Genomic DNA, 13377 nt, shown 5'->3' with positions numbered 1-13377 from the left:
CGAGCCGCTACATCACCGGTTCGGGCAGCGAGGCATCATCGGCCAGATACCAGTTCAGCCATTCGTGGAAATACTGGTTCCCCCGCTCGTTCCTGCCGAAGGTCAGTTCGTCGTGCGCGCCCGATTCCAGCCCTTTCTGGATTTCCAGCCCGATGACGTAATCTTCCTCATAGGTCACGTCGCGGAAGAAGTTCATCGCCGCTTCGGCGGCTTCGCGATCGGCCTCATCCTTCACCGGATCGCGGCGCAGGTAATTGAGCACGGTGCGGTTGCGGTCCGGCGTCGGTCCGGGGAACAGCTGCGCCACCTGAGTGATTTCCGGCGCGATGAAGATCGAGACGTTGGGGAAGAATATCCGCACGAAATCGTAGCCGTAATTCTCGCGGTTGCCCCACTCCTCACGCGGGACGTCCTTCAGCTGTTCGGCGATCGAATGCTGCGGGAAGCCGATGCGGATGTTAGGGCCGAAACCTTCGTAATGCGTGCAGTTTGACGGCGTGCGCGGAAAGATCGTCTCCGGGTGCAGCGACTTGAAGTGATAGCCCTCCAGATACCCGTCGAACGCGATCTTCCAGTTCGCGCCCTCTATCGTGCGGTTGCCCAGATAGGTCCAGTTGGCGAAGTCCAGCGCGTCGAAATCCTCGAGGAAATCCTTGAAGTAATGGTCCAGGTCCATCGGCGCGTTGGGGGTCAGGCACACGAAGATCATGCCGCCGCGCTCCTCGCACGGCAGCTCGCGCAGGCCCATCTCGCTCTTGTCGACCTGACCGAAGGTGCCCGGTTCGGAAATGCCGATCAGCTTGCCGTCGGCGCCGAACGTCCATGAATGGTACTTGCAGGTGAACCGTGCGCAGTTGCCCCGGCCCTCCGGGGCGACCGGGGCGCCACGGTGGGAACACACGTTCAGGAACGCGCGGACCTTGCCGGCCTTGTCCCGGTTGATCAGCACCGGGCAACCGACCGCGTCCATCGCCTTGTAGTCGCCCGGATTGGGCAATTCGGCGGTGAAGGCCAGCATCAGCGGCGTGCGCTTGAACACCAGCTCCATCTCGGCACGGAACTGGTCCTTGTCGGTATAGCTGCTGGTCGGAACCCGAAGCGGCCGGTCGGTCTGGAACGTCTTCTTGTTCGCCACGTAGTCGAGCATGATCTCGGCCACGTCGCCGATGCGCTTCACCCGTTCCACGATCGTCTCCCGTCAGATTTATTGCGCCGATCCTGCGCGAGCGATGCGATGGCGGCAACCTGCGCAAGGTGATAGGCTGCCCTGGGAATGATGCTGCGGCTTGGCACTTTGACCAGTTGGCCACACAAGGCACGAAGAGGCACTCAGGGACGCATGACGGAGAGGAACGGCCCGCCCTGGGCATGGCTAGAGACACCCCCTGCGCACCTGGCCGCCTATGCGGGCACGGGGCTGTGGGACGAACGCACCATCGCGCAGCAGGCGATCGCGCTGGCGGAAGACGACCCCGATTTCGTCGTCCTGCTGGAGAATGACGTTGCCGTCACCCGCGCGCAGGCCGTCACCGACGCACAGGCGCTGGCCGCCGCGCTTCATGCGCGCGGGCTTCGGCGCGGCGATGTGGTGGCGTTTCAGGTGCCGAACTGGCGCGAGGCGATGGTCATCAACCTGGCCGCCGCGCTGTCGGGGCTGGTGGTCAACCCGATCGTGCCGATCTATCGCGACCACGAAGTCTCGGTGATGCTGGCGGACAGCCGCGCGCGGGCGTTCTTTGTCGCGTCCTCGTTCCGCAAGTTCGACTATGCGGCGATGGCGCGGCGGCTGGCGGCCACCCTGCCCGATCTGGCCCACGTCTTCACCGTGCGCGGCGACGGTCCTGACGATTACGCCGCCCTTGTCGCCGAAGGGCGCGACCTGCGCTTCGACCCGCCCGCCGTCGATGCGTTGGGCGTGAAGATGGTGCTCTATACATCGGGCACCACCGGGAGGCCCAAGGGCGTGCTGCACAGCCACGTTTCCATCGCCCGCATCCTGCGCGAAAGCGGGCACCACTGGGGCCTTGTGCCCGGTGAAGCAACGCTGATGCCCTCTCCGGTCACGCATGTGTCGGGCTATGCCAACGGGCTGGAGGCGCCGTTCATCTGCGGCACGCGCACGGTCCTCATGGAAAGCTGGGACGCGGCTGAGGCGCTGTCGCTGATCGACAGGCATCGCTGTGTCGGCACCGTGGCGGCGACGCCGTTCCTTGTCGAGCTGGCCGCCGCCGCCCGCGCCAGTGGCAATCCCCTGCCCAGCCTGCGCTTCTTCGCCTGTGGCGGCGCGGCGGTTCCTGCGGACCTGATCCCCGCCGCCAACGCCGCGTTTGCGCAGTGCCGTGCCTTCCGCGTGTTCGGCGCGTCCGAAGTGCCGCTCGTCACGTTCGGCTGGCCCGGCGAAGAAGCGTTGGCCGCCACGACCGACGGGGCCATCGTCGATTACGACGTCCGCATCGTCGACGACCACGACAACGACCTTCCCGATGGACGGGAGGGAGAAATCCTGGCGCGCGGCCCCGGCATGATGCTGGGCTATGCAGACGAAGGCCAGACGCGCGAGGCGATCACGGCGCAGGGCTTCTTCCGCACCGGCGACCTGGGCGTGCGGACGCCCGAAGGCGCGATCACCATCACCGGGCGCAAGAAGGATCTCATCATCCGCGGCGGCGAGAACATCTCGGCCAAGGAGATCGAGGACGTGCTCCATGCTCATCCCGGCGTGCGCGAAGCCGCCGTCGTGGCGATGCCGCACACAAGGCTGGGCGAAGGCGTCTGCGCCTACGTCATCGCGGCGGGGGATGCGCCCTCAGCCGCCGATCTTGCCGCCCACGTCGCCGCCAGCGGCCTTGCCCGGCAGAAGATCCCCGAGCGGTTCGAGTTTCGCACCGACTTTCCGCGCACCGCATCGGGGAAAGTGCGCAAGGACCAGCTGCGCGCAGACGTCAAGGCGCTGGTAGAGGCTGCTTAGGGTCAACGGCGGCGCAGGCGCGCAGGGTGTTGCCGGGTTGCAGGGCCGGGTAGCGCGCAAGGATTGCGCGCGTCACGCCGTTGGTCCAGCCGAAGCCGTCCTGCGTGGGATATTCGCCGCCGCCGCCCGCGCGCCGTTCCTCGACATCGTACTTCTCCAGCATCTTGCCGGTTTCCAGATAGGTGCAGTTCACCGTACCCAGCCAGCGGGCCGCGATGTCCTTCGCCAACGTGGCCTGTCCGTTCTTCTGCAGGCCATCGATGGCGACCCACTGCAACGGCGCCCAGCCGTTCGGCGCGTCCCACTGCTGGCCGGTGTGCAGCGACGTGGTGCGCAGCCCGCCGTTTGCCAGCAGGCTGCGGCGCACGTCCGCCGCCACCGCTGCCGCCTGCTGCGAAGTGGCCATGCCCACGAAAAGCGGGAACAGCGTCGCGCTCGACCGTACCGGGCTGGGTTTTCCTTCACCCACCAGCCAGTCGGCGAAGCGCTGTTCGCGCGGCTGCCACATATAGCGCACGATCGCGGCCTTGCGCGCGGCAGCGCGGGCGGCAAATTCGCGCACGCAGACCTTGTCGCCTGCCTGGCCGCAGCCTCTCTCGATGCGCTTTTCCATGGCCCACATCAGCGCATTGAGGTCCACCGGCACCACCGCGCCGGTACGGATGGTCGCCAGATCCTGCGGGTCGGCCAGCCAGCGCGAACTGAAGTCCCAGCCGCTTTCCGCCGCGGCCCGCAGATCGCGATAGACCTCGGGCGCCGGGCGGCCTTTCGCTTTCGCCGCCGTGGCGCGGTCCTCCGCAAAGGATTCGTCGCGCGGGCTGTCGCGGTCATCCCAGTAGCGGTTGAGCACGCTGCCGTCGGGCATGCGCACCACCCGGTCGCAGGACTTCACGGCAGGGCTGGCGCAGCGCTCCCCGGCCATCCAGAAGGCATGTTCGCGGCGCAGCGCGGCAAGGCGGCGGGCGCGGATGGTGCCGTCCGACTGCTTCGACAGGTCCAGCATCAGCGCGAAGAACGGCGGCTGCGAACGGCTTAGGTAATACGTGCGGGTGCCGTTGGGGATATGGCCGTAGCGCTCGATCAGGCTGGTGAAATCGTCGATCATGCCTTCGACCAGATCGTCATGCCCGTCCGCTGCAAGGCCCAGCATGGTGAAGTACGAATCCCAGTAGTAGATTTCACGGAACCGCCCACCCGGCACCACGTAAGGGCGCGGCAGGGCAAGGGCAGAGCTTCCGGGCGCGGGTGTCTCGGGCTGGCGGGCCAGTTGCGGCCACAACGCTGCGATATGCGCCCGCAACGGCGGCAGCGCACGGTCGTTGACGCCCGGTACGGTGAAGTTGTCGAGCACGAAGGCGCGCAGGTCGGCGGCGGTGGCGGGCCGGGCGGCAAGGTAGTCCGCCATGATCGCATCGGCTGCCCGGCGCGGCACGGCATCGACGAACGTCTTGCCGTCGGGGAAGATGCGCCCTTCCTGCACTGCCACGAACAGGTCGCCGAACTGCTCGGCAGGCGAAGGCGCCGGGGCGGCAAGGACGGCAGACGGAGCCTCGAAAGCCTCCTGCGCGGCGGCCGGGCACGAAAGCAGCGCCGCACCCAGCAGGAGCAGACCCGCCCTTCTCGCACGCTTCGGCTGCTTGCGATGCGATCCCGTGGCCCGTGCCGTCACCATATTCTCCCCATAGACCGAAGTTGCCCGAGCCGATGACACGGGCGTCCAGGTCCAGCAACGAGCAAGCGCCGTAGCGGTTGCCACCTGCCCGGCATTGGGCACGCCATCACGCGTGAGGTCTTTTTGCAGCGGATGCCCCCGCGTTTGATTGCAGGCGCACAGGCCCAGTTGGCGCTTGCGTCGAAATGCGTTTGGCCGAACCTTGAGGTGGCGAAACGAGGCGATGGGCACTACCTGCCGCTTTCAGAGCAGAAGTCGAAAAGAAAATAAAGTTCAGGGAAGATACCGGCGGAACGCAGCGGCCACGATCAGGGCCGCGCATCACCCGCAGGCTGCACCGGGTCAACCGGCGGCAGGCCGATCCGGGGAAGAGGACCAGCAGAAGCGAAGGGCGGTGCTAACGCGCGCATCCATGCGATGCGCCTGAAGATGGGGGTTAGTGTGATCACGAAAGCTCGACTCATGGGTGCCGGTGGCGTCTCTGCCCTGGCACTGCTTGCAGCCGCCCTGCCGGCAACCGCGTGGGCGGAAGATGCGGCCCCGGACGCCGCAGCCGCGCCCGATGCGGACGCAGCCGGAGGCGGCCCGCTGGGCGAGATCGTGGTTTCGGCGGAACGCACCAACGTGACGCTTCAGAAAGCATCGCTTTCCGTCACCGCCGTCACGGACGAGACGCTCAAGCAGTCCAACATCACCGAGATCACCGGCCTCAACGGCAGCGTGCCGGGCCTTGTCGTGGCCAAGAGCGGCGGCGGCGAGCGTAACATCTCGATCCGCGGCATCGGCTCGGAAACGCCGGAGAACCCGTCGACCCAGCCGGGCGTCTCGTTCCACGTCGACGGCGTCTACATCTTCAACTCGATCGCCGCCAACGCCGCCTTCATCGACGTGGCGCAGGTTGAAGTGCTGCGTGGGCCGCAGGGCACGATGTACGGTCAGGGATCGACCGGCGGCACCATCAACGTGGTATCGAAGCAGCCCGACGCCTCGGCCCTGTCGGGCTCCGCGAACGTCGGCTACGGCAATTACGACCTGTTCAAGGCAGACGCCGCGATCAACGTGCCGATCACCGACACGCTGGCGATCCGCGCCGCCGGCCAGCGGCTGCGCCACGACGGGTACGCCAAGGCCACCGACGTCGCCGGAAATCCCGACTACGAACTGGACGACGCCGACGAATGGGGCGGCAAGGTCGCGGTCAAGTGGACGCCCGGCGACCGCGTGTCCGTCCTGCTCTCCACCATCCAGTACAAGGGCGACCAGAACGCCACCGCGCAGAAGAACGTGCTGGACCCCAATCCCGATCCGCGCGAACTGACGCAGGACTTCCCCGGCAAGACCTATATCCGCACCCAGCTGTACTACGGCGTCGTACGGTTCGATCTGGGCGGGGCCACGTTCAGTTCCATCACCAGCTACCAGAAGCTGCACAGCGACCTGTCCTGGGACGGCGACGGCCTGAACCGCGCGCTGTTCTCGGAAGTGACCGGCGGGGTGGCCAGTTATGACCATATTGCCACATGGCAACAGGCCACGTCCTCGTGGACGCAGGAATACAACATCGCCTCCAACCCGGACGCGGCGTTCCGCTGGATCGTGGGCGGCGTCTACCTGCATTCGCGCAACCAGAACTACATCAACGAATACCGCGCCAACACCGGCGACGGGCTTGACCCAGCGCTGGCCACGAGCACGCCGTACAACGCCCCCGGCGTCAGCGCGATCACGTATGCCGAACTGTCCGCCATCACCCGCGAAGCCTATGCCGGGTACGCGCAGGCCAGCCTTGAAGCGACCGACCAGCTGACGGTGACCGCAGGCATCCGCTACAACCACGACAAATACTCGGGCGTCAGCGACAGCATGTCGGGCGGGACCAGCCCCAACGCCTCGGGCGCCTATCTGCAGCCGATGCCGACGCTGGGCACCAGCACCGGCCGCCTGACCGGCAAGTTCGCGCTGGATTACCAGCTGACGCCGGACAACATGGTCTACGCCAGCTACACGCGCGGCTTCAAGCCGGGCGGCATCAACAGCGCGGCGGCCAGCGGCAACAGCTCGTTCCTCGTCTTCGGGTGGGACACCGGGGTGAAGCCGACCTACAAGCCCGAGACGCTCGACTCGATCGAGATCGGGTCGAAGAACCGCTTCTTCGGCGACAGCCTGCAGATCAACGCCTCGGCATTCTACTATTTCTACAAGGATCTGCAGTTCCTTGAAGAAGACGCGGTGCTGTTCGGCGAAGGCATCAGCAATGCGCCCAGGGCAGAAGTCTATGGCGCCGAGCTGGAGATGGACTGGCATGCCACGCAGCACTTGCGGTTCGAAGGGTCGCTGTCGCTGCTGCACGGCACGTTCACCCGCGATTACTACGCGCTCAATGCCACGTCCGCCGATGCGGCGCAGGCGGCGGCAGGCTATGCCGGGGTCGGCGGGTTCTTCGGCAACTTCTACGCCGCATCGCTGGTGCGCGAAGCGGCGCGGGAGAACATCAACGGCAACCGCATCCCCAAGATGCCCTCGGTACAAGGATCGGCGGCGGTGTCGTGGACGGGCGACGTGGGGCCGGGCGAACTGACCGCGCGGGCGCAGTACATCTATCGCGGCAAGTTCGAATCGCGCGTGTTCAACACGCCGGTGCAGGACGATACGCCGGACTATTCGCAGGTGAACCTGTTCGCCAGCTATGCGATCGCGGACACCGGGATCAGCCTGTCGGCAACGGTGACCAACCTGTTCGACAAGAACGGCATCAATTCGCGCTTCACCGACCCTTACGGCAGCGGGCAGGTTTCAGATACCTACATCGCGCCCCGGCAGGCGATCGTCTCGGTCGGCTACAGGTTCTGATGCAGACCGGGACGGCGTAAGGGTATTGGCATGAGCGTCACGGTCTTCGGCTCCCTCAATCTCGACATCGCGCTGCGGCTGCCCGCACGGGCGGCATGGGGGCAGACCCTGCTGGTATCCGAAAGCACGCAGGCGGTGGGCGGCAAGGGGCTGAACCAGGCCGTGGCCGCCGCCCGCTTCGGATCGAAGACCCGGATGGCGGGCGCGGTGGGAGACGATCCGGCGGGCCGGTCGCTGCTGGAGGCGCTGGAGGCGGACGGGGTCGACATCGCCTGCGTCGAAGTTCTGGCGGGGCAGACCAGCGGCAGGGCGACGATCCTGATCGAACCGGGCGGCGACAACATGATCGCGGTGGAATCCGGCGCCAATCTCGACGCCGGGAGCCACCGCGCGCTGGGCGCGATCGATGCCGACACCCGCGTTCTGTTGGCTCAGCTTGAGACTGACCCGGACCAGATCGCCGCGCTGTTCGCCGCCCCTGCCGCCGCCTACACGCACAGGATCCTCAACGCAGCGCCCGCCATTCCGTCAGGGTCGCGGCTGTTCGCGCTGGCCGACACGCTGATCTTCAACCAGACGGAGTTCGCGGACTATCTGGCGCTGGACCGCGAGCCGCAGGGGCCGGGCGATCTGGCGGTGGCGCAGCGGCTGCTGACGCGGCCCGGACAATCGGTGGTGGTGACGCTGGGCGCGGTCGGGTCCGCCGTGGTCAGCGCCGACGCCACGGCCTTCGTGCCCGCCGTTGCGGTGGAAACGGTGGTGGACACCAGCGGCGCCGGGGACTGCTTCTGCGGCGTTCTGGCCGCCTGCATCGATCAGGGCATGGCGATGGAGCCGGCGCTGCAATGGGCCAACGCCGCAGCGGCGCTATCGGTCACCCGCCCCGGCGCGGCACCGTCGATGCCGCGCCGGGAAGAGTTCGCGCTCTAACGCCAGGCCAGGCCCAGCGCCTTCTGGATCGCGACATAATCCGCGGTCAGCGTGGCGCGGGCGGTTACCAGATCCTGCTCGGCGCGGTTGAGGTCGCTCTGCGCGCCGAGCGCCACCGTCTTCGTCGCGGTACCGGCGTGATAGCGGTCCTGCGCCAGCCGCGCGGTCAGCGCCGCCTTGTCCCGGACCCGCGCCAGTGCAGCCACCGTGGTGCGCCCCTCGCGGAAGCGGGCCAGCGAATCCTCGGCATCGCGCAGCGCCGTCAGCACGGTGCCGCGATAACGTGCCTCCGCCTCGTCCCGCTTCGCTTCAGCCTGCCCGACGCGCGCCTTGTTCCGCCCGAAGTCCAGGAAGCTCCAGCTGAGCTGCGGCGCCCCGATCGCCACGAAATCGTCGAGGTTGCCCAAATCGCTGATCTTGGTCCCGCCGATGCCGATCAGGCCCATGAACGACAGGCGCGGGAAACGCGCGGCCTCTGCCTGACCGATCCGGGCGGTTTCCGCCGCCAGCGTACGCTCTGCCGCGCGGATGTCCGGGCGGTGCGCGATCAGGCCAGCCGGATCGCCGATCGGCACCGAAGCAGGCGGCAGCGGGATTTCGCCGGGTGCCAACAGGTCCGCATCCACCGCGCCCGGCTCCTGCCCGGTCAGTACTGCCAGGGCATTGAGATAAGCGTCGCGCTGGGCGGCCAGCGGGGCGATCTGCGCGCGTGTAGCAGCCAATCGGCTTTCGGCATCGGCAACTTCCGCAGCGGTCGCGGTACCGGCGCCGAACCGCTGCCGGGTTAGTGCCAGAACATCCTGCTGCAGTCCGATGCCCTGTTCGCCAAGGGCGATGCGCTGCTGCCGGTCCCGCAGGTTGAGATAGGCCTGCGCGACTTCCGCCGACAGGCTGACCTGCACGTCGGCAAGGCTTGCCTCCGCCCCTTCCGCAGTAGCGCGCGCCGCTTCGACGGTGCGGCGCTGGCCGCCGAACAGGTCGATTTCCCAGCTGGCGTCGAAGCCCAGGTTGTAGAGGTTGAGGTCGCTGTCCGAGCTTCCGCCCTCTCCGTCGCCGCCACCATCGCCATCGCTGGACCCCAGACTGGCGCCGGGAATGTGCGCGTGGGCATACAGCGCCGAGACGTTGGCCTTGGGCGCCTGGTTCGCACGCTGTTCGCCCAGCGCAGCGCGGGCCTGCCGCAGCCGTGCCTCGCTGGCCTGAACATCGTTGTTGCCGGCCAGCGCCTGCACGATGAGCGCGTCGAGCCGGGCATCGCCCAGCGTCTTCCACCATTCGGCGACCGGGGGCGCACTGGTGGTGGCTTCGGCGTCGGCCCGCACGAAACCGGGCGCGACGGTGCCGGAGGCCGACTTCGGTGGCCCGGCATAGTTCGGCCCCACGGTGCAACCGGCCAGAGTGCCGGCGGCCACGGCGGCCGTAAGGGGGAGCAGCAAATAGGAGCGCATGGTCTTCCTCAATGTCCGGTCGCCAGCGGGGCGTTCTTGGGCAGCGGCCTCAGGAAAAGTACGAGCGGAATGACGAACACGACCCCGACCGACATGATCCAGAACATGTCGGCATAGGTCATCGTCAGGGCCTGGGTCTGGATCATCCCTTCGATCGTGCGCAGCGCCCCGCCGCCCTGCCCGGCGACATAATCCTGCACGCTGGGCGAGTTGGCGCTGAGGCTTTCCTCCAGCCGGCGGCTGTGCAGCCACAGCCGCTGGTCCTGGATGATCGCGATACCCGCCAGCGCGAAGGAACCGCCAAGGTTACGCGCGGAGTTGTAGAGGCCCGACGCGTCGCCCGCCTCTTCCGGCGGGACAGAGCGGATCGCCGCCTGATTCAGGAACATCATGCAGAACACCGTGCCCACGCCGCGCAGAAGCTGCGAGTCCACGAAGTCCGCGCTGTCCGACACGGGCGTCAGCCCCGTTTCAAGCCACGCGCTGAACGCAAGGACGCACAGGCCGAAGCCCACCGACAGGCGGATATCGACATTGCGCAGCAGCCACGGCGTCAGCGGCATCATCAGCATGACCGGAATGCCCGACAGCATCACCACCTTGCCCGCCTGCAGCGAATTGTACCCCGCGATCACCGACAGGAACTGCGGGATGGCATACGACGTGCCGTAGATCACCATGCCCACCACCGTCACCATCGCGACGACGCTTCCGAACTGGCGGTTCAGCAGCAGCCGCAGCCGGATAACCGGCTTGCGCGCGATCATCTGCCCCAGCCCCAGCAGCACGAATCCTACCACCGATACCAGCGTCAGGGTGACGATGAGGGACGATTCGAACCACTGTTCGCGCTCGCCTTCCTCCAGCACCACGGTCAGCGCGCCCAGCCCCAGCGCCAGCCCGACGATGCCGAACCAGTCGGCTTCGCGGATCAGGTGCAGCTTGGCGGGCTGATGCGGGATCGCCACCAGCAGCAGCGTCAGCAGCGCGATGCCCACCGGCAGGTTGAGGAAGAACGCATAGTGCCAGCTGACGTTTTCGGTGAGCCAGCCGCCCAGCACCGGCCCCACCACGGGGCCGAGCAGCGCGGTGGCGCCGAACAGAGCATTGCCGACCGGCTGCTGCGAGCGCGGCAGGCGTGTGGCGACGATGGTCATGGCCGTCGGGATCAGCGCCCCGCCGGTGAAGCCCTGCCCGATGCGCCCGACGATCATCATCGGCAGCGTGGTGGAAAGGCCGCAGGCAATGGAAAACAGGGTGAACAGCGTGGCCGCCACCAGCAGCAGCGTGCGCAGACCCAGCAGCCGCTCAAGCCAGCCGGACAGCGGGATGACGATGATCTCCGCCACCAGATAGGCCGTTGCGATCCAGGTGCCTTCGGTGCCGCTGGCGCCGATTTCGCCCTGGATGGTGGGAAGCGAGCTGTTGACGATGGAAATGTCCAGCGTCGCCATCAGCGCGCCCAGTGTGCCGGCGGCGACGGCCAGCCACGCCGCAGCGTCGGCGCGCGGCTCTGGGGCCGTGTCCTGCGGAGCGGTGCCTTGTGCGGTCACTTGCCGGCGTCCCGGCGCGCCTCTTCCTGACGGGCGATGCCACCCTGCGCGCCCTTGGCCGACTTCGTGTCGACGGTGACGGTGACCGACAGGCCCGGTACCAGCACCCGGCGCGCATCCGGCCCGGCATCGATGGCGATGCGCACGGGCACGCGCTGCACGATCTTGGTGAAGTTGCCGGTCGCGTTCTGCGGCGGCAGCAGCGAGAACTGCGCCCCGGTGCCCGGCGAAATGCTTTCGACATGGCCCGACACCTTGGTGCCGTCCAGCGCGTCGACTTCGATGGTCGCGGGCTGGCCCGGACGCATCATGCCGATCTGCGTTTCCTTGAAGTTGGCGGTGACGTAGAGTTTCGTCAGCGGCACCACCGTCATCAGGCGGGTTCCCGCCTGCACGAACTGGCCCGCGCGCACGGTGCGGTCGCCCACGCGGCCCGCGATGCTGGATTTCAACACGGTGGAGCCGACGTTGACGTGCGCCGCGGCAAGCTGCGCGCGCGCTGCTTCTCCCTGCGCTTCGGCCTGTCGGATCTGCGCATTGAGCGAGCCGATCCGCCGCTGCGCCGAAGTCAGCACGGCGCGCTGGGCATCCGCCGCCGCGCGCGCCTTGGCCGCCTGGTTGCGCAAGGTGGCCAGCCGCTCCCCGGTTTCGGCGCCGGTGGCCGCAAGAGGCGCATAGCGCGCCGCTTCACGCGCGGCAAAGCGGGCGTCCTCCTCTGCCGAGGCAAGCTGCGCGCGGGCCTGGGCGATGGCGGCTTCCTGTTCCGACATCGTGGCGCGCACGTTCTGCACGTTGGCCTTGGCGACGTCGATCTGCGCCTGATACTGCTGCGCCTGTGCATCGTAGTCGCGCGCATCGATGCGGACCAGCGCCTGCCCAGCCTTCACATCCTGGTTGTCGCTGACCAGCACCTGTTCGACATAACCGGAAATGCGCGGGGAGATGGTGACCGCATCGGCCTGGATGTAGGCATCGTTGGTGTCCTGCATGAACTTGCCATACAACTGGTAGTTCACCAGCCACAGGCCGCCCGCCGCAACCACGGCAACCGCGCCGATCAACAGACCGCGACGCACACCGGGCCGCTTGAGAGGGGGAACCTTTTCCGGTGCATCACCTTCAACCGTTTCGCCGTGCGCGTTGCTGTGGTCGATTGCCATTGATCGCTGTCCATACCTCTGTCGCTGCATTGCAGCAGTCGCCGATAGGTGCCGCCTTGAACCCAAAGCGGATGTATGGCAATACCATTTGATATGGTACCACACTATTTTATCCGATGACGGCCGGGCTCCAGATCCTCGAACAGATGCGTGAACTGCATGCGCGGATGCAGCGTCTCTTCAACGCGCGTGCGCGTGTCCACGGCGCTTCGCTTGCGCAGTTCAAGGTGCTGATGCTGGTGGACCGGTCCGGTTCGCTGCGATCTGCCGACATCGTGGAGGCGCTGGCACAGGCGCCCCGCACGGTTACCGAGGCGATCGACGGGCTGGAGCGTGACGGCCTTGTCGCGCGCAGCCCCGATGCAAAGGATCGTCGCGCCAAACGGATCACGTTGACGGAGAAAGGCCGGGGCGTTTTGCGTGAAGTGGCGCCGGTACGTGACGCTTTCATCACCGAACTGTTCGCATCGATGAACGAAGCGGACATGGCCGACCTGCTGAGGCTGCTGAAGGCACTGGACGACCGGGTGATCCTCATGGCCGCATCCGACGGCCTCGCCGAACCCCTTCCCGACGCCGGATCGTGCAAGCGCTGACGGGCGCGCGGCACTGATTTATCGGAAAGCCTATCCTAAAATTTCCGTAATGCGGACCACTGTCACGGAACCGTCAATGCATGTCCCTAGGGGCCTGCGCGACGATCGATAATGTTGTTGTACCGCAATGATTTGAGATGTTCCCGACAGCGAACTTCTCAAAGCGGGGATGCGTGCCCGCATTCCGGTCCGACAGCCTC

9 protein-coding genes are annotated in these 13377 nt (G+C 67.0%); 4 read left to right on the top strand and 5 right to left on the bottom strand.

Features of this window, described 5'->3' with window-relative positions:
* Nucleotides 1-7 precede the first annotated feature (7 nt).
* On the bottom strand, nucleotides 8-1186 hold the full coding sequence (locus GGR40_RS16850; protein WP_429277414.1) for an aromatic ring-hydroxylating oxygenase subunit alpha: 1179 nt from the start codon (nucleotides 1184-1186) through the stop codon (nucleotides 8-10).
* A gap of 153 nt (nucleotides 1187-1339) precedes the next feature.
* On the opposite strand from GGR40_RS16850, the gene GGR40_RS16845 reads away from it, so the two are divergent.
* Entirely contained in the window at nucleotides 1340-2968 is a 1629-nt protein-coding gene (locus GGR40_RS16845) for an AMP-binding protein (RefSeq protein ID WP_429277413.1), read from the top strand.
* Here GGR40_RS16845 and treF read toward each other — a convergent pair.
* Complete coding sequence (gene treF / locus GGR40_RS16840; protein ID WP_429277412.1) at nucleotides 2943-4640, bottom strand: alpha,alpha-trehalase TreF; 1698 nt, start codon at nucleotides 4638-4640, stop codon at nucleotides 2943-2945. The two genes, GGR40_RS16845 and treF, sit on opposite strands and share 26 nt — an antisense overlap.
* Nucleotides 4641-5102: 462 nt before the next feature.
* Here treF and GGR40_RS16835 point away from each other — a divergent pair, with 462 nt between their 5' ends.
* Both GGR40_RS16835 and GGR40_RS16830 read left to right on the top strand, forming a co-directional pair.
* Nucleotides 5103-7490: a TonB-dependent receptor gene (locus tag GGR40_RS16835; RefSeq protein ID WP_429277411.1), complete on the top strand. Its 2388-nt coding sequence runs from the start codon at nucleotides 5103-5105 to the stop codon at nucleotides 7488-7490.
* A 30-nt stretch (nucleotides 7491-7520) separates the two neighbouring features.
* A complete protein-coding gene (locus tag GGR40_RS16830) occupies nucleotides 7521-8420 on the top strand; it encodes a ribokinase (protein WP_429277410.1) in 900 nt (299 codons plus the stop codon).
* Here GGR40_RS16830 and GGR40_RS16825 read toward each other — a convergent pair.
* From GGR40_RS16825 to GGR40_RS16815, 3 genes are read right to left on the bottom strand one after another with little or no spacing between them, the layout of a single operon-like run.
* Nucleotides 8417-9868, bottom strand: coding sequence for an efflux transporter outer membrane subunit (locus GGR40_RS16825; RefSeq protein WP_429277409.1), 1452 nt, complete (start codon nucleotides 9866-9868; stop codon nucleotides 8417-8419). The genes GGR40_RS16830 and GGR40_RS16825 overlap by 4 nt on opposite strands.
* An 8-nt stretch (nucleotides 9869-9876) precedes the next feature.
* Nucleotides 9877-11421, bottom strand: coding sequence for an MDR family MFS transporter (locus GGR40_RS16820; RefSeq protein ID WP_429277408.1), 1545 nt, complete (start codon nucleotides 11419-11421; stop codon nucleotides 9877-9879).
* Nucleotides 11418-12581, bottom strand: coding sequence for an HlyD family secretion protein (locus tag GGR40_RS16815; RefSeq protein WP_429277407.1), 1164 nt, complete (start codon nucleotides 12579-12581; stop codon nucleotides 11418-11420). The genes GGR40_RS16820 and GGR40_RS16815 overlap by 4 nt, the downstream gene beginning before the upstream one ends.
* Nucleotides 12582-12697: 116 nt before the next feature.
* On the opposite strand from GGR40_RS16815, the gene GGR40_RS16810 reads away from it, so the two are divergent.
* Nucleotides 12698-13177: a MarR family winged helix-turn-helix transcriptional regulator gene (locus GGR40_RS16810; protein WP_429277406.1), complete on the top strand. Its 480-nt coding sequence runs from the start codon at nucleotides 12698-12700 to the stop codon at nucleotides 13175-13177.
* Nucleotides 13178-13377 lie beyond the last annotated feature (200 nt).

Source organism: Novosphingobium gossypii (assembly GCF_050433305.1).
Taxonomy (GTDB): Bacteria; Pseudomonadota; Alphaproteobacteria; order Sphingomonadales; family Sphingomonadaceae; genus Novosphingobium; species Novosphingobium gossypii.
This window is presented reverse-complemented; position numbering and strand designations above follow the sequence as displayed.

Coding starts and splice junctions, on each gene's coding strand:
- GGR40_RS16845 (WP_429277413.1), top strand. CDS start 1,340: ATGACGGAGAGGAACGGCCCGCCCTGGGCATGGCTAGAGACACCCCCT.
- treF (WP_429277412.1), bottom strand. CDS start 4,640: ATGGTGACGGCACGGGCCACGGGATCGCATCGCAAGCAGCCGAAGCGT.
- GGR40_RS16835 (WP_429277411.1), top strand. CDS start 5,103: ATGGGTGCCGGTGGCGTCTCTGCCCTGGCACTGCTTGCAGCCGCCCTG.
- GGR40_RS16830 (WP_429277410.1), top strand. CDS start 7,521: ATGAGCGTCACGGTCTTCGGCTCCCTCAATCTCGACATCGCGCTGCGG.
- GGR40_RS16825 (WP_429277409.1), bottom strand. CDS start 9,868: ATGCGCTCCTATTTGCTGCTCCCCCTTACGGCCGCCGTGGCCGCCGGC.
- GGR40_RS16815 (WP_429277407.1), bottom strand. CDS start 12,581: ATGGCAATCGACCACAGCAACGCGCACGGCGAAACGGTTGAAGGTGAT.
- GGR40_RS16810 (WP_429277406.1), top strand. CDS start 12,698: ATGACGGCCGGGCTCCAGATCCTCGAACAGATGCGTGAACTGCATGCG.